Source organism: Curtobacterium oceanosedimentum (genome assembly GCF_040545555.1).
GTDB lineage: Bacteria > Actinomycetota > Actinomycetes > Actinomycetales > Microbacteriaceae > Curtobacterium.
The window spans coordinates 133,079-156,656 of record NZ_JBEPMD010000003.1; the positions used below are offsets into that span (position 1 = coordinate 133,079).

25 protein-coding genes are annotated in these 23,578 nt (G+C 71.5%); 18 read left to right on the forward strand and 7 right to left on the reverse strand.

Annotation, left to right across the window (positions count from 1 at the left end):
- Positions 1-60 precede the first annotated feature (60 nt).
- Both ettA and ABIC52_RS04380 read left to right on the forward strand, forming a co-directional pair.
- Positions 61-1,746: an energy-dependent translational throttle protein EttA gene (gene ettA / locus ABIC52_RS04375; protein WP_354026709.1), complete on the forward strand. Its 1,686-nt coding sequence runs from the start codon at positions 61-63 to the stop codon at positions 1,744-1,746.
- 3 nt (positions 1,747-1,749) lie between these two features.
- Positions 1,750-2,232, forward strand: coding sequence for an acyl-CoA thioesterase (locus ABIC52_RS04380; RefSeq protein ID WP_126891787.1), 483 nt, complete (start codon positions 1,750-1,752; stop codon positions 2,230-2,232).
- Between the two features lie 9 nt (positions 2,233-2,241).
- Here the strand turns inward: ABIC52_RS04380 and ABIC52_RS04385 are convergent, their stop codons facing one another.
- Positions 2,242-3,099, reverse strand: a complete 858-nt coding sequence (locus ABIC52_RS04385; protein WP_354026710.1) for an acyl-CoA thioesterase — start codon at positions 3,097-3,099, stop codon at positions 2,242-2,244.
- A 43-nt stretch (positions 3,100-3,142) separates the two neighbouring features.
- Here ABIC52_RS04385 and ABIC52_RS04390 point away from each other — a divergent pair, with 43 nt between their 5' ends.
- Entirely contained in the window at positions 3,143-3,844 is a 702-nt protein-coding gene (locus ABIC52_RS04390; RefSeq protein ID WP_209823295.1) for a DUF8185 domain-containing protein, read from the forward strand.
- 99 nt (positions 3,845-3,943) lie between these two features.
- The gene (locus ABIC52_RS04395; protein ID WP_354026711.1) at positions 3,944-4,786 is read left to right on the forward strand and encodes an NAD-dependent epimerase/dehydratase family protein; all 843 of its coding nucleotides are present in this window, start codon (positions 3,944-3,946) and stop codon (positions 4,784-4,786) included.
- 79 nt (positions 4,787-4,865) lie between these two features.
- Here ABIC52_RS04395 and ABIC52_RS04400 read toward each other — a convergent pair whose 3' ends face one another.
- From ABIC52_RS04400 to pepN, 3 genes are all read right to left on the reverse strand, one after another.
- The gene (locus tag ABIC52_RS04400; protein WP_435526062.1) at positions 4,866-5,327 is read right to left on the reverse strand and encodes a globin; all 462 of its coding nucleotides are present in this window, start codon (positions 5,325-5,327) and stop codon (positions 4,866-4,868) included.
- Positions 5,324-6,406 (reverse strand): mechanosensitive ion channel family protein, encoded by a 1,083-nt coding sequence (locus tag ABIC52_RS04405; protein WP_126891783.1) that lies wholly within the window; start codon positions 6,404-6,406, stop codon positions 5,324-5,326. Before ABIC52_RS04405 ends, ABIC52_RS04400 begins: the two co-directional genes overlap by 4 nt.
- 85 nt (positions 6,407-6,491) lie before the next feature.
- Positions 6,492-9,071 carry an aminopeptidase N gene (pepN, locus tag ABIC52_RS04410; protein ID WP_126891782.1) on the reverse strand — a complete coding sequence of 860 codons (2,580 nt, stop codon included), beginning with the start codon at positions 9,069-9,071 and terminating at the stop codon, positions 6,492-6,494.
- Positions 9,072-9,191: 120 nt separating this feature from the next.
- Here pepN and ABIC52_RS04415 point away from each other — a divergent pair, with 120 nt between their 5' ends.
- The 7 genes from ABIC52_RS04415 (at position 9,192) to ABIC52_RS04445 (ending at position 14,010) form a co-directional block, all read left to right on the forward strand.
- Positions 9,192-9,836, forward strand: coding sequence for a mycothiol-dependent nitroreductase Rv2466c family protein (locus tag ABIC52_RS04415; protein WP_435526063.1), 645 nt, complete (start codon positions 9,192-9,194; stop codon positions 9,834-9,836).
- Positions 9,837-9,988: 152 nt separating this feature from the next.
- Entirely contained in the window at positions 9,989-10,270 is a 282-nt protein-coding gene (locus ABIC52_RS04420) for a hypothetical protein (protein WP_126891781.1), read from the forward strand.
- 8 nt (positions 10,271-10,278) lie between these two features.
- Positions 10,279-11,496, forward strand: a complete 1,218-nt coding sequence (locus tag ABIC52_RS04425) for a hypothetical protein (RefSeq protein WP_354026712.1) — start codon at positions 10,279-10,281, stop codon at positions 11,494-11,496.
- Between the two features lie 2 nt (positions 11,497-11,498).
- Positions 11,499-11,957 carry a hypothetical protein gene (locus tag ABIC52_RS04430; protein WP_354026713.1) on the forward strand — a complete coding sequence of 153 codons (459 nt, stop codon included), beginning with the start codon at positions 11,499-11,501 and terminating at the stop codon, positions 11,955-11,957.
- A gap of 32 nt (positions 11,958-11,989) precedes the next feature.
- A complete protein-coding gene (locus tag ABIC52_RS04435) occupies positions 11,990-12,445 on the forward strand; it encodes a hypothetical protein (protein WP_354026714.1) in 456 nt (151 codons plus the stop codon).
- 58 nt (positions 12,446-12,503) lie between these two features.
- The gene (locus ABIC52_RS04440) at positions 12,504-12,962 is read left to right on the forward strand and encodes a hypothetical protein (RefSeq protein ID WP_354026715.1); all 459 of its coding nucleotides are present in this window, start codon (positions 12,504-12,506) and stop codon (positions 12,960-12,962) included.
- Positions 12,955-14,010 (forward strand): hypothetical protein, encoded by a 1,056-nt coding sequence (locus tag ABIC52_RS04445; protein ID WP_354026716.1) that lies wholly within the window; start codon positions 12,955-12,957, stop codon positions 14,008-14,010. The genes ABIC52_RS04440 and ABIC52_RS04445 overlap by 8 nt, the downstream gene beginning before the upstream one ends.
- 17 nt (positions 14,011-14,027) lie before the next feature.
- On the opposite strand, the gene ABIC52_RS04450 is transcribed toward ABIC52_RS04445, so the two are convergent.
- Positions 14,028-14,555 carry a GNAT family N-acetyltransferase gene (locus ABIC52_RS04450; protein ID WP_354026717.1) on the reverse strand — a complete coding sequence of 176 codons (528 nt, stop codon included), beginning with the start codon at positions 14,553-14,555 and terminating at the stop codon, positions 14,028-14,030.
- Between ABIC52_RS04450 and ABIC52_RS04455 the strand changes: the two genes are divergently transcribed.
- Genes ABIC52_RS04455 through ABIC52_RS04465 form a run of 3 tightly spaced genes read left to right on the forward strand, consistent with a single transcriptional unit; the run spans position 14,554 to position 16,654 of the window.
- Entirely contained in the window at positions 14,554-15,207 is a 654-nt protein-coding gene (locus ABIC52_RS04455) for a helix-turn-helix domain-containing protein (protein WP_126891776.1), read from the forward strand. The two genes, ABIC52_RS04450 and ABIC52_RS04455, sit on opposite strands and share 2 nt — an antisense overlap.
- Before the next feature lie 10 nt (positions 15,208-15,217).
- Positions 15,218-15,706, forward strand: coding sequence for a ribose-5-phosphate isomerase (locus ABIC52_RS04460; RefSeq protein ID WP_058725512.1), 489 nt, complete (start codon positions 15,218-15,220; stop codon positions 15,704-15,706).
- An 18-nt stretch (positions 15,707-15,724) separates the two neighbouring features.
- A complete protein-coding gene (locus ABIC52_RS04465) occupies positions 15,725-16,654 on the forward strand; it encodes an Fpg/Nei family DNA glycosylase (RefSeq protein WP_250366535.1) in 930 nt (309 codons plus the stop codon).
- Positions 16,655-16,663: 9 nt separating this feature from the next.
- Here the strand turns inward: ABIC52_RS04465 and ABIC52_RS04470 are convergent, their stop codons facing one another.
- The gene (locus ABIC52_RS04470; RefSeq protein WP_354026718.1) at positions 16,664-18,142 is read right to left on the reverse strand and encodes an amidohydrolase family protein; all 1,479 of its coding nucleotides are present in this window, start codon (positions 18,140-18,142) and stop codon (positions 16,664-16,666) included.
- Positions 18,139-18,792, reverse strand: a complete 654-nt coding sequence (locus ABIC52_RS04475) for an FMN-binding negative transcriptional regulator (RefSeq protein ID WP_161972655.1) — start codon at positions 18,790-18,792, stop codon at positions 18,139-18,141. The genes ABIC52_RS04470 and ABIC52_RS04475 overlap by 4 nt, the downstream gene beginning before the upstream one ends.
- Positions 18,793-18,825: 33 nt before the next feature.
- Between ABIC52_RS04475 and ABIC52_RS04480 the strand changes: the two genes are divergently transcribed.
- The 4 genes from ABIC52_RS04480 (at position 18,826) to ABIC52_RS04495 (ending at position 23,556) form a co-directional block, all read left to right on the forward strand.
- Positions 18,826-20,232 carry a serine hydrolase domain-containing protein gene (locus tag ABIC52_RS04480; protein ID WP_354026719.1) on the forward strand — a complete coding sequence of 469 codons (1,407 nt, stop codon included), beginning with the start codon at positions 18,826-18,828 and terminating at the stop codon, positions 20,230-20,232.
- Positions 20,233-20,326: 94 nt separating this feature from the next.
- Entirely contained in the window at positions 20,327-21,922 is a 1,596-nt protein-coding gene (locus ABIC52_RS04485; RefSeq protein WP_354026720.1) for a sensor histidine kinase, read from the forward strand.
- Positions 21,923-21,983: 61 nt separating this feature from the next.
- Positions 21,984-22,646, forward strand: a complete 663-nt coding sequence (locus ABIC52_RS04490) for a response regulator transcription factor (protein WP_354026721.1) — start codon at positions 21,984-21,986, stop codon at positions 22,644-22,646.
- Positions 22,647-22,668: 22 nt separating this feature from the next.
- Positions 22,669-23,556 (forward strand): EamA family transporter, encoded by an 888-nt coding sequence (locus tag ABIC52_RS04495; RefSeq protein WP_209677883.1) that lies wholly within the window; start codon positions 22,669-22,671, stop codon positions 23,554-23,556.
- Positions 23,557-23,578 lie beyond the last annotated feature (22 nt).

Consider the following 23,578-nt stretch of genomic DNA (forward strand, 5'->3'; position numbering starts at 1 on the left):
GCGGCGCCCAGCGGCGCAGGGGGAGCGGTGGCGCGCCCGGGTCAGTAGACTTGCGCCGATATGGCTGAGTACATCTACCAGATGGTCCGCGCCCGCAAGACGGTCGGCGACAAGCTGATCCTCGACGACGTCACGATGTCGTTCCTCCCCGGCGCCAAGATCGGCGTCGTCGGGCCGAACGGTGCGGGCAAGTCGACGATCCTGAAGATCATGGCGGGTCTCGACCAGCCGTCCAACGGCGAGGCGAAGCTGACGCCCGGCTTCTCCGTCGGCATCCTCATGCAGGAGCCCGAGCTCGACGAGTCCAAGACCGTGCTCGAGAACGTCCAGATGGGCGTCGGCGCGATCAAGGGCAAGCTCGACCGCTTCAACGAGATCTCCGCGCTGATGGCCGAGCCGGACGCCGACTTCGACGCCCTCCTCGCCGAGATGGGCACCCTGCAGGAGGAGATCGACGCGGCCGACGCGTGGGACCTCGACTCCCAGCTCGAGCAGGCCATGGACGCACTGCAGTGCCCGCCGGCGGACGCACAGATCGCCAACCTCTCGGGTGGTGAGAAGCGCCGCGTCGCGCTCTGCAAGCTGCTCCTCGAGAAGCCCGACCTGCTCCTCCTCGACGAGCCCACCAACCACCTCGACGCCGAGTCCGTCCTCTGGCTCGAGCAGCACCTGTCGAAGTACCCCGGCGCCGTGCTCGCGGTCACCCACGACCGGTACTTCCTCGACCACGTCGCGCAGTGGATCGCCGAGGTCGACCGCGGTCGTCTCTACCCGTACGAGGGCAACTACTCGACCTACCTCGAGAAGAAGCGCGAACGTCTCGAGGTCCAGGGCAAGAAGGACGCGAAGCTCGCGAAGCGCCTGACCAGCGAGCTCGAGTGGGTCCGGAGCAACTCGAAGGGCCGTCAGGCGAAGTCGAAGGCTCGTCTGGCCCGCTACGAGGAGATGGCTGCCGAGGCCGAGCGCACGCGGAAGCTCGACTTCGAGGAGATCGTGATCCCCGTCGGTCCGCGCCTGGGATCCCAGGTGATCGACGCCGAGAAGCTCCGCAAGCAGTTCGGTGAGCGCGTCATCATCGACGGCCTGTCGTTCACGCTGCCGCGCAACGGCATCGTCGGCGTCATCGGCCCGAACGGTGTCGGCAAGACCACGCTGTTCAAGACCATCGTCGGCCTCGAGCCGCTCGACGGCGGGCAGCTGAAGATCGGTGACACCGTCGACATCTCGTACGTCGACCAGAGCCGCGGGGGCATCGACCCGAACAAGAACCTGTGGGAGGTCGTGTCCGACGGTCTGGACTTCATCCAGGTCGGCAAGACCGAGATCCCGTCCCGCGCCTACGTCTCGCAGTTCGGCTTCAAGGGCCCGGACCAGCAGAAGAAGGCCGGCGTGCTCTCCGGTGGTGAGCGCAACCGCCTGAACCTCGCGCTGACGCTCAAGCAGGGCGGCAACCTGCTGCTCCTCGACGAGCCGACCAACGACCTCGACGTCGAGACCCTCGGCAGCCTCGAGAACGCGCTGCTCGAGTTCCCGGGCTGCGCCGTCGTGATCACCCACGACCGCTGGTTCCTCGACCGGATCGCCACGCACATCCTCGCGTGGGAGGGCCTGAACGAGGACGGCACCCCCGACTGGTACTGGTTCGAGGGCAACTTCGAGGCGTACGAGGAGAACAAGCTCGTCCGTCTCGGGCCGGACGCGAACAAGCCCGGTCGCTCGACGTACCGCAAGCTCACGCGCGACTGACCCGTGGCGAGGCTGCACGTCCCCGTCCGCATCCGGTGGAGCGACATCGACGCGTACGGGCACGTCAACAACTCCGCGATGCTGCGTCTCCTGGAGGAGGCGCGCATCGCGGGGTTCTGGGGCCACGACCCCGCCGACGTCGCGCCCGAGGACGACCTGCCGGACCCGATCATCGACGGTCGCCCCGGCTCCGGGACGATGACCGTGATCGCCGCCCAGCGGCTCGAGTACCTGGCGTCGATCCCGTACCTGCGGCGGCCGCTCGACGTCCAGATGTGGATCGGGCGCATCGGGGGCGCGAGCATCGACGTCTCGTACGAGATCCGGTCGCCCGCCGGTGTCGAACCCCAGGTGCTGTACACCCGTGCCACGACCGCCCTGGTCATGGTCGATGCGGCGACGAACCGACCCCGGCGCCTGTCCGAGGCCGAGCGTGCCGCGTGCGCGCCGTTCGTCGAAGCCCCGGTGGAGTTCTCCCGCCCGTAGCGCGGAGCGTCAGCGCGGGACGCGCATCATGCCCTCCTGCGCGACCGAGGCCAGCAGACGGCCGTCACGGGAGAACATCCGCCCGAACGCCAACCCCCGGCCACCCTGAGCGCTCGGCGACTCCTGCACGTACAGCACCCAGTCGTCGGCACGACCGTCCCGGTGCCACCACATCGCGTGGTCGAGACTCGCGCTCTTGACCCCGGGCGTGCCCCAGGCGACCCCGTGCCGACGCATGATCGGCTCCAGGATCGACACGTCGCTCGCGTAGCCGAGCACGGCCCGGTGCAGCGACGGGTCCTCGGGCAGGTCGCCGTCGACGCGGAACCACACGGCCTGGTGCGGGACGCGCTCACCCTGCACGTCGACGAACACCGGGCCTTCGACGTGCCGCAGGTCGATCGAGCGCTCCGCCCAGGCCTGCGCCACGGGGTGGTCGATCGCCGAGAGGATCGACGCGGCAGACGGCAGCGACTCCGGCTCCGGGGTGTCGACGGGGAAGGGGTCCTGGTGCTCGACTCCGTCGTCCGGTCGCTGGAACGACGCGATCATCGAGAAGATCGGGACACCGCGCTGGTAGGCCTGGACGCGTCGGGTGGCGAAGGACCGGCCGTCGTGGATGCGTTCGACGGCGAACGTGATCGGCACGTCGATGTCACCGGGACGCAGGAAGTACCCGTGCATCGAGTGGATGTCGCGGTCCTCGATCGTGTGCTGCGCGGCGACGATGCACTGCGCGAGCACCTGTCCGCCGAACACCCGGCCGCCGGGTGACCAGTGGCTGGCACCGGTGAGGATCGTCTCGCCCGTGCTCGCGCCGGTGTCCTGCAGGCGGAGGGTGCTGAGGAAGTCGGGTTCGCCGTTCACCCCCGCAGTCTACGAACCCGCCACCGGTAGGATCGGTGTCGACATGGGCACCTCGTTCACGCTTCCCGACGCCGCCTCGCTCGGCGACCTCCGCACCTACCTCGGACGCGCTGCCCGGATCGAGGACGGCTCCGTGCGGCTCATCGCCGACTCGGGCGTCCTGGCGGTCTACACGGCGATCCTCTACCCGCTCGGACTGCTCGACGAACTCCCGACCGTGCTCGGCCTCCGCACCTTCTCGCTCACGGAGCCGGCGACGATCGACGCGGTCGTCCCGCTCGCGTCGTTGCAGGAGCGACTCCGTGTCCTGGCCGAGGAGCACGACGCCGCCGGGGCCGACGGCGCCGATCCGACGCGGCCGACCCCGATCGAGGTCGAGCTCCCGCACGAGGTCAACACGGTCACGTGGGCCGCGATCTCGCCGCCCCGCGGCGGCTGGGTACCGCTGCCCGACATCTCGCCGGAGCTGCTCCGCCGCGCCGCCCGCGACGGCATCGCGGAGGTCGCCGACGCCGTCCCGTCGAACGCCGGCGAGGCGATCGTCCGTCGCATCCGCGCCGAGGTGTGGGGGCGCCCCGTCCCCGGGATCGAGCACGTGCCGGCGGCCGCGGGCTTCGCGGGGGAGAGCCTCGGGTTCCTCGGACACGACCCGGTGCGGCTGTTCGAGACCGGCCCCTGGAGCCGTCTGACCTCGTCGCGCGGGCACATCCTGGTGAAGCGGCGCAGCTGGAACCTCGACCGGTAGCACGGGCCAGTTTGTGCACGACGAGGCCCGTCCGACTCGCCGTCCCCAGGTCTCCCTGACGTCCACCCGGCACCACGATCGGAGTGGTTGGGTTGCGTCATGAACGTCTTCCTCACCGGTGCGTCCGGCTACATCGGGTCATCAGTCCTCCGCGCTCTCGTCGCCCACGGGCACGAGGTCACGGCGGTCGTCCGCTCCGACCAGAAGGCGCAGGCGGTCCGCGACGCCGGCGGGCAGGCGATCGTCGGCGACCTCAGCGACACCGACCTCGTCCGTCGCCTCGCGCACGAGAGCGACGCCGTCGTCCACACCGCCTCGGCCGAGTCCGTGGACCCCGACTTCACGGCGACGGTGATCGACGCCCTGTCCGGTACACCGAAGCCGTTCGTGCACACCGGCGGCATCTTCACGTTCGGTGACTCCACCGACATCTCGGAGCAGTCGCCCGTCGACCCGCCGGAGCTGACGGCGTGGCGCGCTCCGATCGAAGCGCGGGTGCGCGCGAGTGCGGCCCGGACCACCATCGTCGCACCGGGCATCGTGTACGGCCGCGGCGCGGGGATCCCGATGATGTTCGTCGGGGACGGGGAACACGAGGTCCGCCTGGTCGGCGACGGGTCGCAGCGGTGGACGACGGTGCACGTCGACGACCTGGGCGAGCTGTACGTCCTCGCCGTGCAGCGCGCCGAGCAGGACGGCTACGTCGTCGCTGCGACGGGTGACAACCCCACGGTGCGCGAGATCGCGGAGGCGGGCGCGCACGGTTCGCCGGTCGTCGCCGAGAGCGCCGACGACAGCCGGCGACGGCTCGGCCGCACGTTCGCCGACGCCCTGCTGCTGCACCAGGAGGCGTCCGGGGCGCATGCGCGTGCCGCCTTCGGCTGGAACCCGACCCGACCGTCCTTGGTCGAGGAGCTGGCGGACGGGCCGTCCGTCCGGTAGTCCCGCCCCGGGGCGGACGGGAGGCCCGTGGCGGGCCCGCCACGCGCCTCCCGTCCGTGGCCGGGCCGAGACGGGACGGTCAGTCGAACGTGTTCGTCATCGCGTGGGCGGCCCGGTCGAGGTACGCCCACAGTTCGGCCTCGTCGAGGGGCGCCAAGCTGAGCGACTCGACGGCATCGTGCATGTGGTGGAGCCAGCGCTCCCGCGCCTCGGACGTGATGCGGAACGGGTTGTGCCGCATCCGGAGCCTTGGGTGCCCGCGCTCCTCGCTGTAGGTGCCGGGGCCTCCCCAGTACTGCTGCAGGAACGCCGAGAGCCGCCAGATCGCACCCTCGAGGTCGTCTGCCGGGTACATCGGCCAGATGACCTCGTCCCGCTGCACGCCCTCGTAGAAGCGGCGGACGAGCCGGTCGAAGGTCGGTGCGCCGCCGATCCGTTCGTACAGGGAACCCGTGGCGCTGGTGCCGTGCTCGCCGACGCGGAGCGTGATCGGCTGTGCCGGCACGCCGCCGCCCCGTGTCGGAGGGGTGAGGTCGCTCACTGGTGGTCCTTCCCGGGCTCCTGCCCGCGGTCCTGGTCGTCCGTGCGGATCGCCCGTCCGAACAGGTTCCCACGCTTGCCCCCTCGGGACTTCGTGGGCGCCGGGGTCGGCTGCGTCCGGACCGAGCGGAGCCCGTTGATCGACGTGGCGTTCTCCCACCCCTCGGGCATGATCATCGCCATCGCGGGCAGCGTGATGCCGAGCTCGTCGACGGCGCGCTTGAGCCGCACGCGCATCTCGCGTCCGACGACGTCGAGCTCGGAGGCGCGGGTCTTCACGACGAGGCGGAACACCATGCCCGCGTCCGACACGGACTGCAGGCCCCAGATCTCCGGCTTCTCCACGATGCGCTGCCGCCAGCGGGGCTCCTGCGACATCGTCACCGCGGCGCGGAGCAGGGCGTCCTGCACGGCGTCGATGTCGGTGTCGTACGGCACGGTGATGTCGACCAGGACGCGCGACCAGCCCTGCGAGAGGTTGCCGACGCGCAGGATCTGCCCGTTCGGGACGAACCACAGGATGCCGTTCACGTCGCGGATCTGCATGACGCGGAGGCCCACGTTCTCGACGACGCCGGTGGCCTGCCCGGTGTCGACGACGTCACCGACGCCCGCCTGGTCCTCGAGGATCATGAACACGCCCGACAGCAGGTCCTTCACGATGCTCTGTGCACCCACCGCCAGGCCCGCGGCGATGAGGGACGCGCCACCGACGATCCCCACTGCGGCGTTCGGCAAGACCTGCGGGATGATCACGGCGAGGGCGATGATGACAACCGCCACGGTCGCCAGGTTCTCGAGCACGCTGCCGAGCGTCCGCGTCCGCTGCACCACGCGCGCGGTCTGCACCGGAGAAGCGATGAGCGCCTGGGTGTCGTCGACGTTCTGACGACGCTTGGCGCCGTTCACCACCCGGTCGACCACGCCCTTGATGACGCGGCGCAGGAGTAGCCGCACGAGGATCGCCGCGATGATCGTCACGACGATCACGATCGGCACGTGCCAGGTCTCGACGAACTGGGTGAAGGTGTTCGACATCCAGGCGGGGACGTCGTCGGTCGTGTTCGCTGCCGAGTTCATGATCCGAACGATGCTAGAGGGCGGGGCCTCGGTGACCCTTGAGGATCACCGAGGCCCCGCCCTCAGTTCGACCGCAGCGCTGAGATCAGGCGTCAGCCGCCTGGACCCGCAGCGCACGCTCGGTGCCCGCGAGGTTCTCGGAGACGATGCGGCGGAGCGCCGGGGTCTCCGGGTGTGCCTCGAGCCACGCGTTCGCGGCGTCACGGAGCTCGACCGACGCGAGCGGCGCGGGGTAGAGCCCGCTGACGATCGTGTCGGCGATGTGGTAGCTCCGCTCGGCCCAGATGCGCGTCAGCACGTCGAAGTACTTCGACACGAGCCCCTCGAGCACGACCGGGCTGTTGGTGTGCTGGAACCCGACGGTCGTCTGCCGGACGATCGCGTTCGGTGCCTCGGACGAGTCGACGAGCGACGAGAACGCCGCGAGCTTGCCCTCGGCGGTCGGGATCGTCGCGCGCGCCCGGGCGGCGGCCTGCTCACCCGAGGCCGTCTTGTCGGCCGCGAGTTCGGCGTCGACCTCGGCGTCGCCGGCAGCGCCGGCGAGCACCAGGCCCTCGAGCAGCTCCCAGCGCAGGTCGGTGTCGATCTCCAGGCCCTGGAGCGTGACGGAACCGTCGCGCAGGCCCTGCAGCGTCGCCACGTGCTCCGGCGTTGACGCGATCTGCGCGAAGAACTTCACGAACTGGAACTGGGCGTCGGACCCGGCTTCGGCCGAGGACGCCAGCTGCCAGAGCGTGTCGCCGACGGTGCGGACCGTGGTGTCGACCTTCGCCGGCGCGACGTAGCTGCGCGCGCTCAGGAGCAGCTGCGAGAGCGTGGTGCGGATCGTCGTCGACTCGGTCTCGGTCGCGATGTTGCCGAGCACCAGGCGGACGTAGTCGCTCGCGGGCGACTCGGCGTCGCGCGTGGCGTCCCACATCGCACCCCAGACGATCGAGCGGGCCAGCGGGTTCGCGATCGAGGCGAGGTGCTCGATCGCGGTGCGGCGGGACTGCTCGTCGAGACGGATCTTGGCGTACGCCAGGTCGTCGTCGTTGAGGAGCACGAGGTCGCCGCGGTGGACGCCGACGAGCTCGGGGACCTCGGTGCGGGCGCCGTCGACGTCGATCTCGACGCGGTGCGTGCGCTCGAGCTTGCCGCCGGCCGATGCGGTGTCGGCACCGAACGGAGCCGACTCGTCCGTCGTGAACCCGTACACGCCGATCGCCAGACGGTGCGGGCGGAGCGTCGGGTGGTCGGCGGGGGCCTCCTGCAGCACGGCGAACGACGTGATCATGCCGGACTCGTCGACCTCGATCTCGGGGCGCAGCGTGTTCACGCCGGCGGTCTCGAGCCACAGCTTCGACCACTCGGACAGGTCGCGGCCGCTGGTCGCCTCGAGCTCGACGAGCAGGTCACGGAGCTCGGTGTTCGAGTGGTGGTGCTTCTTGAAGTACGCCGAGACGCCCGCGAAGAACGCGTCGATGCCGACCCAGGCCACGAGCTGCTTGAGGACGGAACCGCCCTTGGCGTACGTGATGCCGTCGAAGTTGACCTGGACGTCCTCGAGGTCGTTGATCGTCGCGACGATCGGGTGCGTCGAGGGGAGCTGGTCCTGGCGGTAGGCCCAGGACTTCTCCATCGCCTGGAACGTGGTCCACGCCTCGGTCCACTCGGTGGCCTCGGCCGTGGCGATGGTCGACGCCCACTCGGCGAACGACTCGTTCAGCCACAGGTCGTTCCACCACTTCATGGTCACGAGGTCGCCGAACCACATGTGCGCGAGCTCGTGCAGGATCGTGACGACCCGGCGCTCCTTGATGGCATCGGTGACCTTGGACCGGAACACGTAGGTCTCGGTGAACGTCACGCAGCCCGCGTTCTCCATCGCGCCGGCGTTGAACTCCGGCACGAAGAGCTGGTCGTACTTCTCGAACGGGTACGGGACGTCGAACTTCTCCTCGTAGTAGGCGAAGCCCTTCTTCGTCGTCTCGAAGACGTACTCGGGGTCGAGGTACTCGGCGAGCGAGCGCCGCGCGAAGACACCCAGCGGGATGGTGCGACCGTCGCGGCTCGTGAGCTCGTCGCGGACGACCTCGTACGGGCCGGCGACGAGCGCCGTGATGTAGCTCGAGATCTTCGCGGTCGGGGTGAACGCCCAGGTCGCGACCTCGCCGTCGACGTGCGGCTCGGGCGTCGGGGAGTTCGAGACGACCTGCCAGCGGGCCGGCGCCGTGACGGTGAAGGTGAACTCGGCCTTGAGGTCGGGCTGCTCGAACACCGCGAACATGCGGCGGGAGTCCGGGACCTCGAACTGGGAGTACAGGTACACCTCGTCGTCGACCGGGTCGACGAAGCGGTGCAGGCCCTCGCCCGTGTTCGTGTACATCGCGTCGGCGACCACCACGAGCTCGTTCTGCTCCTGCAGGTCGTCGAGCTGGATCCGGACGCCGTCGTTGACGGCCGCGACGTCGAGCGCGGTGCCGTTCAGTGTGATCGAGTGCACGGTCTTCGTGATCGCGTCGATGAAGGTCGAGGCACCGGCCGTCGCGGTGAACCGGACGCGCGTGGTGCTGCCGAAGGTCTCGGCCCCGCGGGTCAGGTCCAGCTCGACGTCGTACGTCTGCACGTCGACGATCGCGGCGCGTTCCTGGGCTTCGGTTCTGGTGAGGTTCTCTCCGGGCACGGACGCTCCAACTTCGCTTGCGGCGCGGACGATCGATGTCCGCGGTGAGGGGATCCCGGCAGGCGTCGTGCGCCGTCGGGACGATGGGATCAGCCTAGCGAGCGCGCGTACGCTCGCAGCGTGACCGAGACGACTGTGGACAACACCGAGACCGCTCGTACCGCTGTGGAGTTCTGGTTCGACCCGAACTGCCCGTGGGCCTGGATGACCAGCCGCTGGGTCGGCGAGGTCGAGCGGCAGCGCCCGATCGACGTGACCTGGCGGGTGATGAGCCTGTTCGTCCTGAACGAGGACCAGGACATCCCCGACGAGTACCGGGAGCGCATCCACAAGGGGCAGCTCTACCCGCGCATCGTGACCGCCGCGCTGCTCCGCCACGGCCAGGACATCGTCAAGCCGCTGTACGACGCGCTCGGCGAGCACGTCCACCACCGCCAGGAGTCCGACCCCGACCAGGTCGTGCCCGCCGTCCTCCGCGAACTCGACCTCGACGAGGACCTGCTCGAGTACGCCTGGACCGACGAGGTCGACCAGGCTGTCCGCGCGAGCCACCAGGACGGCATCGACCGCGTCGGTCAGGACGTCGGCACCCCGGTCATCGCCGTCGAGGGCGCCGCCTTCTTCGGTCCCGTCATCTCCCCGGCGCCGAAGGGCCAGGAGGCGCTCGACCTGTGGGACGGCGTCGTGGCCGTCGCCAAGTACCCCGGCTTCTTCGAACTCAAGCGTTCGCGGACGGTCGGCCCGATCTTCGACACGGTCGCGTAGCCCGACCCGCGTCGCGGACGCGACCAGCGGGCGGACGGGAGGCACGGTGCGGCCCCGCGCCGCACCTCCCGTCTGCTACGGTGCTGACTGAACGCTGAAACATCACGAGCACGGGGGTCTCGATGGGGGAGCAGTACCGGGTCGACCGGGGGATGACCGAACAGACGGTCGCGGACGTCCGCGACGCGGCGTCCGAGGTCGCCGAACGGGCAGCGGCCCTGACCGAGGGGCTCGATGCGGTCACCTCGGCAGCGAGCGGTTCGGACGTCGTCGCCTCGGCCGTCGCGTCCTTCGCCGCTGCGCGGTCGGCCACCGCACCGCGGATCGGTGCGCACCTCGCGGCGGTGAGCGCGGTCGGCCGGGTCGCCCTGGCCGCGGTGGACGAAGCAGACACGGAGATGGCCGTCCGGGCCGAGCGGGGCGCCGTCCGGTGAGTGCGCCGGTGAGCGCGGGGCTCCTCGACGAGATCCGTCTCGACATGGCCGCGGTCGTGGCCGCGGCCGGTGCGGCGAGCGCTGCCGCAGAGCGCGTCCGGACCGCTGCCACGGATGGCGAGCGGTCCTGGGCGGCCATGCCGTCCGCCTTCGCGATGCACGGTGTGAGCGAGGCGATGCCCGCGATGACCCGCCGGTCCAGCGACGCAGCCGACGGCCTGGCCGACAGCGTCACGGCCCTGCACCGGCTGCTCGACGGGGCCTCGTTCGAGTTCGCCGACCTCCGCTCTCGACGGGCCGTGCTGGCGGAACGGATCGCCTCCTTCACGGACGGGATCGGGCACGCCGTCGCACAGCACGACGCGGCGCTCGTCGACCCGCCGGCGTCGACCACGCCGTGGCGGGAGGTCCCCGGCCTCGCCGCCGAGGACACCGCGCTCCGATCGGCGGTGCGGGCGTGGAACGAGCAGTGGCGCGAGTGGCAGCGGGACCTCGCCTCGCGCATCCGTCGGATCGACGGTGGAGACTCGACGGACGGACTCGCCACCGACGCGACCGATGTCCGCACCGCGAGTCTCGTGGCGCCGATGCCGCTCCCGGGGTTCCCCTCGACGCCGTTCCAGTTCCCGTGGCCGTGGCTCGGCGCGGCCGGGGGCACGGCCGCCGGGGCGGGGAGTGCGGCCGCCGGAGCGTCCGCGCTCGGGCTCCTCGGGATCCTCTTCGGACTGAGCGGCGACACCGCGAAGCAGACTCCCGCGGACGCGATGCGGCAGCGGATGGCGCAGGCCGACGCCGATGCCTGGTCGTGGGTGCACGACCCCATCACCGGCAGGCCGCGCGAGGTCGCCGGCGGCGCTGGCATCATGACGGATGCGGTCGGGCCGATGACCGGGCCCGAGGCGAACGAGCACATCCGTTCGGTCGGTCGTCCGGGGAAGACCGAGCCGCACCGAGAGGTGGACACGCCCGAAGAGGTCGTGGCGGCCTGGCGTGACCTGAGTCGTGGCGGGAAGCTCGTCACCGGGGCCGCTCGAGATCGCATCCAGGTGGTTCTTCCGGATGGTACGAGGGTGCAGTACCGGCGCGACAGCGGAACCGGGGGACCAGTGGTCGAGGTGCACAACCCGAAGTCGTCGGAGTGGGAGAACGTGAAGGTACACCTGCCAGAGCGCGTCGATCGACCTGGTCCGCACGATCTTCCTGATGACGCTCTACCGGAGGGCTGACGATGAACGAGTTCACCTACTACTGCCTCGCCAGTGTCGAAGACGGGACGGGAGACGACCTCTGGGCGTGGTCCGGCAACGTCGAGAAGGGTCGCCATCGCCCTCTCGAGGACACCCGCTCGTGGCTCCTCGGACGGCTTCAGCAGCTCCTCGAAGGCGATCTGGTGTCGGTCGGGAACTTCGAGGACGGCGACTCTGGCAGAGCCGTCTGGCGACCGTGGCCCGGCGATCCCGAGTCCCTGGTCGAACGCGTCGCCGCGATCTACACCGTTGACGTCCAGCCTGACGAGGTGCAGTTCTGGGATTGCTACCTGATGAGGACGGAGCACGGCTCGGAGCTGTACGCGCGGGAACGTGCCCGGCGTCTGTCCGAAGGTCGGGACACGGTGCCACGGCTTCGGAACGTCTGGGACGACGACGGGACCGTCATCGACACACGCGGTGATGAGATCGTCGTCTGACGCTGACCCGTGAACCCACCAGAGGACGCGCGATGAACGAACTGACCTACCAACTCCTCGCCGACGTCGCGGACGGTCTGGGTACGGACCTCTACGGATGGCACGTGCCCATCGCCTACCGCACCGGCGAGGACGACGCGACCACTCGCTCCCGCGTGCTCGGCTGGATCCGGGCTTCGGTCGAGCAGGACATCATGGGTCTTGGATCTCTCGAACCTGATGAGGACGGGCGTGGGAGGTGGTCGAACTGGGACGGACCTCTGGAGGAACGTCTCGAGCGTGCTGACGCACGCTACGGCACGACCGACACGCTCTGGAACGTCTTCGCGACCGACACTCCTCGCGGGATGGATCTCTACGCGGCCGAACGAAGTCGGCGCGAGGCAGCGGGTATCGACCCGGATGCGCACGTGGACCACTACTTCGACGGGATCTGGGACGCCGACGGGAACGTCATCGAGCCGAACGGGGACAAGGTCGTTCTCTGAAGCAGATTCGGAGGGCCCTACACGAGCTTCCACACGATGCGCTTCCCGAAGGACACTGATGAACGACTTGACCTACTACGTCCTCGCGACCGTCTCCAACGGCACCGGTGAGAACCTCTGGGACTGGAGTACAGACGTCGGGATCGAGCGGAAGCGGGACCCGGAGGACACACGCGATTGGATCCTCGGGCTGCTCCGGACACTGCTCCTGAAGGGGTTGGTCACAGTCGGCAACTACGAGTCGAACGGACCTGGTCGAGCCGGATGGGACGAATGGCGCGGCACTCCAGATGAGATCGTGCAGCGCGTCGCCGCGACCTACACGATCGAGCCGGAAGGAGGGGCGGTGCCGTTCTGGCCGTGCTACCTGCTGAACACTCCGGCCGGCGATGCGCTGTTCGAGCACGAACGAGACCGACGCCTCCGGGCCGGTCTCGACCCGGTAGCGGACGACGACGGGATCTGGGATGCCGACGGGAACGTCATCGAGCCGAACGGGGACATGGTCGTTGTCTGACGCAGACCTGCAGTACGTGGCGTTCCCGACCGTCGAGGTGCGGGAGATGCCCGACGGCTCGATCGCAGCGCTCCGCGAGCCGCTGCCCGATCACGAGCAGTACATCGACGTGATCCCACCCTCCGACGCCGAGGACCCGAAGGTGCAGCGGCGCAGCGTCCGGCGCGACGAAGGCCTTCCACCGAGCGCCGAGCCTGCACCGCGGACGCCCGAGGAACGCCTCCTCCTCGACGTCCTCGAGTTCGGCGTGAACGGGTGCGCCACCGACCTCCGTGCCGTGCACCGGCTCGCCCGCACCGACCACGAGCCGGATCCCGTCGCCGCTCGCGCGATGGCACTCCGGGCCCTGGAGGTCGGACTCCGGCGAGGGCTGTTGCAGAGCGGCATGTTCGTGCGGGCACAGGGCGTGCTGGCGTTCGTCGAGACCGACCGGACGATCGCGGACCAGGTCGCCACGCTGCGGTCCCGGTACGTGAGCGCGCCGGGAGTCGGCGAGTCCGACGAGGACCTCGCCGCGACGCTGTGGCTCATGAACGCGCCCGAGGGCGAGCGATACGCACGGACGCACGGTGCGAGCGCGCAGCCGGCCGCGCCGACGAGCACCGAGACCGCTACGCCGTCGGTCCCCTCGGACGACCCGGCCGTCGTCGTGCGCTCGTCGAGTGATGCGTGGGACAACCGGCACCACGAGCTCCTGGCCGACAACGTCTTCGAGGAACTCCGGAACGGCTGGCTGTCGTGGGAGCAGGGCATCGAGGACGCTGCACTGCGCAAGGTGGCGTGGGGCGTCGCCGCCGAGATCGTCTACGCCTTCGACGTCACGTGGTCGCCGAACTGGGTGCCGCAGGGACACCCGCACCGCTGGCACGACGACGAGGGGTGGCACGCGCGGTGCAACGACTGCCTCGCGGAGAGCCCCGCGGAAGCCGAGGAAGCGGTCGCGTGGGACTGGTTCGCCACCCATCGTGCCGTCGTTCACGGCGACACCGCCCCGGCGTTCCGCCCGTCTCCACCGCCGATCGAGGTTCCGCTCCCCGGCGACGAGTGACGTCCGGATCGTGCGCGTCAGGCGATGCGCAACTGCATGAGCGTCAGGTCGAGCCACCGGTCGAACTTCCGGCCGACCTCGGGCAGCACCCCGACGGTGACGAACCCGAGCCGCTCGTGCAGGGCGATCGAGCCCGTGTTCGACGAGCAGATGCCGGCCATCACGACGTGCACGTCCGCCGCGCGGGCGTGTGCGACGAGGGCGTCCATCAGTACGGTCGCGACGCCCCGTCCGCGGAACGTCGGCACGACGTAGACGCTGTGCTCGACCGTGTGGCGGTACCCCTGGTGTGGCCGGAACGCACTGTAGGTGACGTAGCCGGCGACGACCCCGTCGAGCTCGGCGACCAGCACCGGGAGTCCGGCGGCACGACGCTCGGCGAGCCACCCGTCGAAGTACTCCCGCGGGTGCGGCTCCTCCTGCCAGATCGCCGTCGAGTGCAGCACGGCGTCGACGTGCAGGGCGTGCACGACGTCGAGGTCGCGCGGCTCGCAGTCCCGGACCGTGACCGGCGCCGTCGACTCCGTCGCATATGCTGTCGCCATGTCTCAGATCGTAGACGACGTCGAGCCGGCGACGGAACCCGGTGCCGAGCACCCGGACGACGCCGACCAGCGCCGCCTGGGGGAGCGGCTGCAGCGTCTGCGGACCGAACGGAAGTGGAGCCTGACCGAGCTCGCCGAGGAGTCCGGCGTCTCCCGCGCGATGATCAACCGCGTCGAGCGCGGTGTGTCGAGCCCGACGGCGACCATCCTCGGCAGGCTGTCCGGTGCCTTCGGGCTCACGATCTCGCAGCTCCTCGACGAGGCACTCGACCACGAGGTGCCCCGGGCGACCGATCCCGACGAGGCGCGCGGCGTCCAACGCGGCGCGACCGCCGACTCCTGGACCGATCCCGAGACCGGGTACCGCCGTCGTCCGGTCTCGAGTGCCGACTTCCCCGCGGACGTCACCGAGGTGCGCCTCCCGGCCGGTGCGCAGGTGGCGTACCCGGCGTCCGCCTACGCGTTCCTGCGGCACTGCATCTGGGTGGTCGACGGCGTGCTCGAGGTCGTCGTCGGCGACGTGCCGACGCGACTGAGTGCCGGCGACCGCATCGAGCTCGGCGAACCCGCCGACGTCGTCTACCGGAACCCGGGCGCGGAGCCCGTGCGGTACGTCGTGGTGGTGGTCCGGGCCGCGCGGGGCCGGGAATAGGATCGGAGCCATGCGCATCCACCTCGGAACGGACCACGCCGGCCTCGAGTTCAACAAGACCCTCGCCCAGCACCTGACCGAGGCGGGGCACGAGGTCGTCGACCACGGTCCGACCGAGTACGATGCGCTCGACGACTACCCCTCGTTCTGCATCAACGCCGCGCACGCCGTCGTGCAGGACCAGCGCGCGGGCGTCGAGGCGCTCGGTGTCGTCTTCGGCGGCTCGGGCAACGGTGAGCAGATCGCCGCGAACAAGGTCGAGGGCATCCGCGCCGCCCTGGTCTGGAACGAGTCGACCGCGCTCCTCGCCCGCCAGCACAACGACGCGAACGTCATCTCGATCGGCGCGCGGCAGCACACCGAGGACGAAGCGATGCGCTTCGTCGACCTGTTCGTCGCCGAGCCGTTCTCCGGCGAGGAGCGTCACGCTCGCCGCATCGCGCAGCTGGCCGAGTACGAGACGACGGGGCACATCGCCGGTAAGCAGATCGACGAGTAGTCCGGGTAGACAGGACCGATGCCAGAGGGTCACTCCGTCCACCGCATCGCGAACCAGTTCTCCCGGCACTTCGTCGGCAAGCGCTGCGAGGTCTCCAGCCCGCAGGGGCGGTTCGCCGCCGGCGCCGCGCAGCTCGACGGCAAGCGCATGATCGCCGCCCGTGCCGTGGCGAAGCAGATGTTCCTGGAGTTCGAGGACGACCTGTTCCTGCGCGTCCACCTCGGTCTCTACGGCGCGTGGGACTTCGCGGGCGTGATCTCGTCCGCCGAGGCGCTGTCCGAGGACGGCGACGGTGAGGAGTCGCTGTCGTCGATCGGCGCCCCGCGGCTCGCCCGGTACCGGATGGCCGAGCAGGAGAAGGCCGAGGACCCGATCGAGTCCTTCCCGCCGGACCCGGTCGGCCAGGTGCGCGTCCGCATCCTGACCGAGGACACGGTCGCGGACCTCCGCGGCCCGACCGCCTGCGTCGTCGAGGACCCGGCCGGCGTGCAGCGTGCGCTCGACAAGCTCGGACCGGACCCGATCAACGACGACGGCCCGGAGGCCGAGAAGACCTTCGTCGACAACGTCCGGAAGCGCAACGTCGCGATCGGGCAGCTGCTCATGGACCAGGCCGTGGTCGCGGGCATCGGCAACATCTACCGCGCCGAGCTGCTCTTCCGGCAGCGCATCGACCCGTACAAGCCCGGCAAGAAGATCACCGTCAAGCAGGCGAAGGCGCTCTGGCAGGACTGGTCGAAGCTGCTGCACGCGGGGGTCCGTGACGGCCTCATGCTGACCATGGACGACCTGTCCGAGGCCGACCACGCCAAGGCCGTGCGCTCGCGGAAGGACCGCCACTGGGTGTACCACCGCGAGGGGGAGCCCTGCCGGGTGTGCGGGACCGAGATCCGGATGGCGGACATGGCCGGACGCAAGCTCTACTGGTGCCCGAAGGACCAGAAGTAGGGGCGTCGGCTACAGGTCGCGGTGCGTGAACCGCCCCGCGACCGCGGTGCCGAGCACCTCGGCGTGCCGCAGCGCCGCCGAGTCGGCGACCGCCAGCGGGTCCGCCGCGAGCAGCACCACGTCGGCGACGTCGCCCACCGCGACGCCGACGCGTCCGCCCTCGGTCGAGCCGCGCCACGCGGTGAGCGCGGACAGCCGATCCGCGGGGTGCCACGGCGCGCGGCCGTCGCGGTCCCGCCCGACCGCGGCCGCCATCGACACCCACGGGTCGAGCGGCGCCACGGGAGCGTCCGACCCGAGCCGGAGCTCGGCCCCCGCCCGGTGCAGCGACGCGAACGGGAAGGCCCGGTCGGTCACGTCCGCCCAGTACCGGTCGGCGATGTCCCGGTCGTCCATCGCGTGCTCCGGCTGCACCGACGCCACGACCCCGAGCCGGGCGAACCGGTCGACGTCGGTGTCGACGAGCAGCTGGGCGTGCTCGATGCTGCCCCGCGCGCCCACGGCCTCGAACACGTCGAGCGCCAGGGTGTTCGCCCGGTCGCCGATCGCGTGCACGGCCGGCACGAGCCCGGCGTCGACCGCGCGCCGGACCATCGCGACGAGGTCCTCGAACGGGTACGCGAGCACGCCCTCACCCGACGTCATCGCGGCGGTCCGCGTCCCGAGCGAGCCGTCGGTGATCACCTTGAACGGACCCATCCGGACCAGCCCACGGGTGCCGTCCACGACGTCGCCGGTGCGCAGGCCACGGGCGATCGCCGCGTCGAGCTCGCCCGGGTACACGCCGGAGTCGACCCGCAGGCCGTCCGTCCCCGCGTGCACCCGCCGGGTCCAGCGGTCGAGTCCGAAGACCATCTCGAGGTCGACGACACGGGTCACGCCGCGGGCGGCCGCCGCGTCGACCGCCTCGGCCACCCAGCCGTCGAGCACGTCATCAGGGGCCCGGGACAGCACCGCGGTCACGTCGAAGGCGTCCTGCTCGCGCACCACCCCGTCGTCACCGGCCGCGAGCGGCCGTCCGAGGAGCGCCGAGCAGTGGGCGAGCGCGAGCGCGTTGCACCAGACGGCGTGCAGGTCGGCGCTGATGACGACGACCGGGAGGCCCGGTGCGGCCCCGTCGAGCAGCTCGCGTCGTGCGGGGCGGGGCCAGGTCCCGTCGCGGTAGCCGTGGCCGACGAGCACCAGGTCCGACACCCCGGTACGTGCGACCGCGGCGAGCGCGTCGGCGGTCGCCTCCGCCGACGTGCAGGCGGACACGTCGACGCGTCGGCGGACCAGGGCCCACTGGTCGAAGTGCACGTGGTGGTCGACCAGGCCCGGGCCGAGCCACGCGCCGTCGGTCTCCACGACGTCGGCGTCGACGCTGGGCGGCGGGTCGAGTGTGCCGGCGGGCGCGACCGCCTCGATGCGGCCACCGACGATGCGGACGTCGCACGGTGCGCCGGAGGTGCCCACCCGGCGGACGGTGCGGAGCAGGACGTCGGTCACGATGCCTCCCGTCCGTCCTGTCGTCCCGCCTGCGCGCGCTCGACGGCGTCGGCGAGCGCGGGGGAGGCGTAGGGGCCGTCGCCGCGGAGTCCCGCGACGATCCGCTCGACGACCTCGGGAGCCTTGTTCTGCGAGAGCTTCGCGCGGGCGTCGAACCGGGCGACCCGGATGCGGATGCCGACAGTGCCCTTCGCCACGCGGCGGGCGGTCCCGGGATCGACGTCGAGCGAGACCGGCTCGGGCATGACCCGCTCGAAGTGGTCGACGAGCTCGCCGAGCACGCGGAAGTTCTCGTCGTCGGACAGGATCTCCGGCGTCCCCCAGCAGTGCGCCGTCACGTGGTCCCAGGTCGGGACGAACTGCTCCGGCGGGTACCAGGCGGGGGAGACGTAGCCGTGCGGGCCCTGGAACACGACGAGGACCTCGTGCTGTCCGAGCTCGTGCGCGACCTCGTCCGGCCGGCCGACGTGCGACACGAGGACGATCTCGTCGGGGTCGTCGTCCGGCCCGGTCGCCTCGAGCAGGAACGGGTAGTGCGAGGCGACGAGCCCGGCGGCGGTGTGCGACACGATCGTGGCCCACGGATGTCCGTCGATCAGGCGTCGCACCTCGTCGACGTCGGTCATCAGGAAGTGAGGTGTGTGCCGCATGCGACGAGCGTGGCACATGCGAGGCTGGTCGGCATGGAGAAGCGCGCCGCGTACGAGTCCGTCCTGCCCTACGTCCGTGAGTGGATCGACTACAAGGTGTGGCAGCTCCGGCTCCCCGGCGTGCAGGTCGCGATCGGCTTCGAGGACGAGGTGCTGTTCTCCGCGGCCTGGGGCTGGGCGGACGTCGAGGCCGGACGGCGCCTGACGACCACGGACCTGTTCCGGATCGCGTCGCACTCGAAGACCTTCACCGCGACCGCACTGCTGCAGCTCGCCGACGCCGGCGCGCTGCGGCTCGACGACACCGTCGGGTCGTTCGTCCCCGCCCTGGTCGAGGCCGGGTCGCCGATCGCCGACGCGACCGTCCGCGAGCTCATGGAGATGGGCGCCGGGGTCGTCCGCGACGGTGCCGACGGTGACCACTGGGCGCTCGACCACCCGTTCCCGGACGTCGACCAGCTCGTCGCGCTCGTCGTCGAGGGCGGCGCGAAGGTGCCCGTCGGGTCCGCCTTCAACTACTCGAACCTCGGCTACGGCCTGCTCGGGCTCGTCGTCGAGGCCGTCACCGGCACGACCTACGCGGAGCACGTCCGGCGTGCGATCGTCGAGCCGCTCGGGCTGACCGGGACCGGGCCGGAGTACGACCCGGCCCGCGAGGACGACTTCGTCGTCGGCTACACCGGTCTGCACACCGCCCGCACCCGCCAGCGCGTCCCGCACGTCACGACGGGGGCGCTCGCCGCGGCGACGGGCTTCCACGGCACGGCGTCCGACCTCGTCCGGTACTTCTCGGCGCACGTGCCCGGCCGGGGCTCGCTGCTGTCCGACCACGCGAAGCGCCTGGCGCAGCGGAAGGCGTGGAGCGCGCTCGACACCGACCCGGCCGCGCGCGGCTACGGCGCCGGGTTCATCGTCGACCGGATCGGTGGGCGGGAGGTGCGCGGGCACTCCGGCGGGTTCCCCGGACAGATCACCCAGACGGTGTTCGACCCGGCGTCGTCGCTCGTCGTCTCCGTCCTGACGAGCAGCGCGACCGGCCCGGCGGGGATGCTCGCGACGGGCATCGTGCACCTGCTCGACGCCGCGGCCGACGAGCAGGCTCCCGGTCCCGAGCTGCCCGAGGGCGTCGACACCGACCGGTACACGGGACGGTTCACGACGTTCGAGGGCATCACCGACGTCGCACGGGTGGGGGACCGGCTGCTCGCGATCGACCCGACCCAGCCGGTGCCGACCGAGTCCCCGGTGCGCCTCCGGGTCGTCGACGAGGACACGCTCGTGATGGCGGCGGGGAACCGCTTCGGCTCGGTGGACGAGCGCATCACCTACGCGCGCGACGAGGACGGCACCGTCGTGTCGTTCCGCGGGGACAGCGGCATGACGCACCGTCCGTGGTCGGTGCCCGAGGAGTCGCCGGAGGTCGCCGCCGCCCTCGTCTGACGGTGCGACGGGCGCAGGGGGTGGGGACAACCCCACCCCCGATCCGGGAGACGGCAGGATGGGACGCGGGGACGGGCTCCGAGAGGCTGGACCCATGACCGACACCGACCGCCTCGACCAGGCCGAGACCGTCCCGCTGGACGACCACGCCGCCGATCGTGCACAGACCGTCCCGCTCGACGGTGCCGTGCACCAGGGAGCCACGAAGCCGATGCCCGAGCAGCCCCGCACGCCCGACCCGCGCCTCGCGGCGGCGCCCTCGGGCTGGAGCGCCACGCCGACGGCGGGAGACGCCCCTGCTCCGGGGCAGCCGCCGTTCGCCGCCGCGGCAGCCCCGGGGAGCGGGAACGGGAGCGGGAACGGCGCTGGCTCCGGGATGACCGCGGGCCGGTTCTACCGCGAGGCCTGGCGTCGCCTGCCGCGGGACTTCGGCTACATGGCGCTGACGGCCGTGCTGCTCTGCACGCTGTACGCGGCGTTCCCCGCGGCGTTGTTCGGCCGGGGCCTGCGCGACCTGTTCAACCCGTTCGTGCTCCTGATGTTCTTCATCGCGCTGTTCGTGGCGCGGTGGCTCGGGCAGTTCGAGAAGACCCGCATCGGGTGGGCCGACCCCCGGCCGATCCGCCCGGTCGACTGGACACCACGGTGGCAGCAGAACTGGTGGACGCGCACCGGGTCCGCGGTGGCGAACCCGCACTACTGGCTGTACCTGCTGCACGCGGCCGTCGTGTACCCGCTCGCGGCGCTCGTGACGGTCGGGGCCGGTGTCGTACTCCTCGCCGGGTTCGCGTGGCCGTTCGTGGTCGCCGTCGCGTGGGGCTTCCTCGGCGTGGGCGGCATGTACCTGCCCAGCTCCGACAGCGGCGCGCTGCTCGCGGTCGGACTCCTCGGCCTGCTCTCGATGGCGGCATCGGTGGCGCTCCTGCCCCTCTGGGCACGTGGCTCCGTGCTCGCCCACTACTGGATCGACCTCGGCCTGCTCGGCGGCTTCCGTGCGGAGCAGCTCGAGCAGCGCGTCGCCGGGCTGCAGGCCTCCCGTGCCGGAGCCGTGACGGCCGAGGGCCAGGCGCTGCGCCAGATCGAGCGCGACCTGCACGACGGCCCGCAGCAGCGCCTCGTCCGCCTGCGGATGGACCTCGCGGCTGCCGAGCGCGCCCTCGACCGCGACCCGGAGAAGGCGAAGCAGCTCATCGGCGAGGCGACCGAGCACGCGCAGGACGCCCTCGACGAGCTGCGCGCCCTGTCCCGGGGGTTCGCACCGCCGATCCTGCTCGACCGTGGCCTGGTCGCCGCGCTCGAGGCCCTGGTCGCCCGCACGCCGATCCCCGTCGGGCTCGACGTCCGCCTGCCCGAGGGACTCGAGCTCGCGACGGAGATCCAGCGCAACGTGTACTTCACCGTCAGCGAGCTCCTGACGAACACGACGAAGCACGCCGGTGCCTCGACGGCCGGTGTCTACCTCGGCCTGATCGTCGACGCCTCGGGCCTCTGGTACCTCACGGTCAGCGTCACCGACGACGGCCGGGGCGGCGCACGACCGCAGGAGGGGCACGGCATCGAGGGCCTGATGGGCCGGATGCGCGCCCTCGACGGCGAGCTCCTCGTGAACAGCCCCGAGGGTGGCCCGACCGAGGCGACCGCCCGGATCCCGCTCGGCGCCCTGAACGGCGTCCCCATCGCCCGCGGTTGACGGCGCGGGGGAGCTGTCCGACGCCACGGCAGGCGCGACCGCTCCCACTAGGCTGGTCGGCATGAGCGACGGCCCGGGTGCAGCACGCATCCGGGCCGTCGTCGTCGACGACGCCGTGCTCCTGCGCGAGGGACTCGCCCGGGTGCTCGACGAGGCCGGCATCGACGTCGTCGGCCAGTACGCCGACGCCGACGCGTTCCTCGCCACGCTGCCGCACGACGCCCCCGACGTGGTCGTGATGGACGTCCGGATGCCGCCGACCTTCACCGACGAGGGGGTCCGCGCCGCCGTCGAGACCCGCCGCGCCGCACCGCGCACCGGGGTCCTGCTGCTGTCCCAGTACGTCGAGGCCACCTACGCCGAGGACGTCCTGGCCGCGGGGGCGACGGGCATCGGGTACCTGCTCAAGGACCGCGTGACCCGGCTCGAGGAGATCGACGACGCCGTCCGCCGCATCGCCGCCGGCGGCACCGTGCTCGACCCCGAGGTCGTCACGCAGCTCATGGGCCGCCGACGGGACCCGCTCGCCGCCCTGACGCCCCGCGAGCGCGAGGTCCTCGGGCTGATGGCCGAGGGCCGCACGAACGCCGCCATCGCCCGCGCGCTCGTGATCGGCACCGGCGCGGTCGAGAAGCACGTCTCGAGCATCTTCGGCAAGCTCGCCCTCGAGGACACCGGCGAGGACCACCGCCGCGTCCTCGCCGTGCTCGCGTACCTCGGCTGACCCGACACGTGGCGACCGCACCGTGATCCGCGTCCCCGCGCCGCTCCTCGCGCTCACCGCGATGCTCTCGGTGCAGATCGGTGCCGCACTCGCCAAGACCCGCTTCGACGAGGTCGGCTCCGTCGGCGCCGCGTCGCTCCGGCTCGTCATCGGCGCGGTCGTGCTCGTGCTCGTCGTCCGCCCGCGCGTCCGGCACTGGACCCGAGCACAGTGGACCGCCGCCGTGCTGCTCGGCCTGGCGCTCGGCGGGATGAACGTCTTCATCTACGCGGCCTTCGCGAGCATCCCGATCGGCGTCGCCGTGACGATCGAGTTCCTCGGGCCGCTCGCCCTGTCGCTCGCGCACACCCGACGCTGGCGGGACGTGACCTGGGCCGCGCTCGCGCTCGCCGGGGTCGTGCTGCTCGGCGTCGGCCCGGCCGCGGTCACCGCGGTCGGGGGCGTCGTCGCCGCACTCGCCGCCGCCGCGTGCTGGGCGGGCTACATCGTCATGAACCGACGCGTCGGTGCGGCGATCCCCGGGGTCGACGGGCTCGCGGTGTCGATGGTCGTCGCGATGCTCGTGTCCCTGCCGACCGGGCTGCGTCCGGCCGTCGACGGGGTGGTCGGGGACCCGTCGCTGCTGCTCGTCTTCGCGGGGGTCGCCCTGCTGTCGACCGTGCTGCCGTACGCCCTCGAGATGCTCGCCCTCCGCCGGATGCCGACGCGGGTGTTCGGGGTGCTGCAGAGCCTGGGGCCGGCGATCGCGGCCCTGGCGGGCCTGGTGGTGCTGCACGAGGGGCTGGCGGCGCAGGAGGTCGTCGCCCTCGCGTGCGTGAGCGTGGCCAGCATCGGGGTCACGCTGTCGGCGCGACGCGGTCGCGCGCGACCGGACGCGGGTCGGACGGGAGGCGCGGGGCAGGTTCCCTGACGTCGGGGACGTCCGTCGTGCC

Bases quoted from the DNA above. Each gene is read 5' to 3' on its own strand.
- ettA (WP_354026709.1), top strand. From the start codon at position 61: ATGGCTGAGTACATCTACCAGATGGTCCGCGCCCGCAAGACGGTCGGC.
- ABIC52_RS04390 (WP_209823295.1), top strand. From the start codon at position 3,143: ATGGGCACCTCGTTCACGCTTCCCGACGCCGCCTCGCTCGGCGACCTC.
- ABIC52_RS04395 (WP_354026711.1), top strand. From the start codon at position 3,944: ATGAACGTCTTCCTCACCGGTGCGTCCGGCTACATCGGGTCATCAGTC.
- ABIC52_RS04405 (WP_126891783.1), bottom strand. From the start codon at position 6,406: ATGAACTCGGCAGCGAACACGACCGACGACGTCCCCGCCTGGATGTCG.
- ABIC52_RS04420 (WP_126891781.1), top strand. From the start codon at position 9,989: ATGACCGAACAGACGGTCGCGGACGTCCGCGACGCGGCGTCCGAGGTC.
- ABIC52_RS04430 (WP_354026713.1), top strand. From the start codon at position 11,499: ATGAACGAGTTCACCTACTACTGCCTCGCCAGTGTCGAAGACGGGACG.
- ABIC52_RS04435 (WP_354026714.1), top strand. From the start codon at position 11,990: ATGAACGAACTGACCTACCAACTCCTCGCCGACGTCGCGGACGGTCTG.
- ABIC52_RS04440 (WP_354026715.1), top strand. From the start codon at position 12,504: ATGAACGACTTGACCTACTACGTCCTCGCGACCGTCTCCAACGGCACC.
- ABIC52_RS04455 (WP_126891776.1), top strand. From the start codon at position 14,554: ATGTCTCAGATCGTAGACGACGTCGAGCCGGCGACGGAACCCGGTGCC.
- ABIC52_RS04450 (WP_354026717.1), bottom strand. From the start codon at position 14,555: ATGGCGACAGCATATGCGACGGAGTCGACGGCGCCGGTCACGGTCCGG.
- ABIC52_RS04460 (WP_058725512.1), top strand. From the start codon at position 15,218: ATGCGCATCCACCTCGGAACGGACCACGCCGGCCTCGAGTTCAACAAG.
- ABIC52_RS04465 (WP_250366535.1), top strand. From the start codon at position 15,725: ATGCCAGAGGGTCACTCCGTCCACCGCATCGCGAACCAGTTCTCCCGG.
- ABIC52_RS04475 (WP_161972655.1), bottom strand. From the start codon at position 18,792: ATGCGGCACACACCTCACTTCCTGATGACCGACGTCGACGAGGTGCGA.
- ABIC52_RS04480 (WP_354026719.1), top strand. From the start codon at position 18,826: ATGGAGAAGCGCGCCGCGTACGAGTCCGTCCTGCCCTACGTCCGTGAG.
- ABIC52_RS04485 (WP_354026720.1), top strand. From the start codon at position 20,327: ATGACCGACACCGACCGCCTCGACCAGGCCGAGACCGTCCCGCTGGAC.
- ABIC52_RS04490 (WP_354026721.1), top strand. From the start codon at position 21,984: ATGAGCGACGGCCCGGGTGCAGCACGCATCCGGGCCGTCGTCGTCGAC.